1 pseudogene is annotated in these 204 nt (G+C 69.6%); it reads right to left on the bottom strand.

What is annotated here, in order from left to right:
- A pseudogene (locus tag ACFHWT_RS31665) lies at positions 1-204 on the bottom strand (ATP-dependent Clp protease ATP-binding subunit ClpC); the annotation flags it as partial.

The raw sequence follows: 204 nt of genomic DNA, 5'->3' as shown, positions 1-204 counted from the left end.
CGGTCCAGTTGCCGAGCACCTCGGCGATCTGCTCGTCGTCGACCTCACTGACCACGTCGAGATCGCCGGCCTTCCACTCCTTCTCCCGCTGCGCCTTCTGGCCGAGGAGCTGGTTCTCCTTGTCCCGCAGCTGCGCGGCCCGCTCGAAGTCACGCAGGTCCGGCGGCGCGGTCATCCGGCGAATCCGCATCCGGGCACCGGCCT

The organism is Micromonospora sp. LOL_021 (assembly GCF_048060215.1).
Lineage (GTDB): Bacteria > Actinomycetota > Actinomycetes > Mycobacteriales > Micromonosporaceae > Micromonospora_E.
This window is presented reverse-complemented; position numbering and strand designations above follow the sequence as displayed.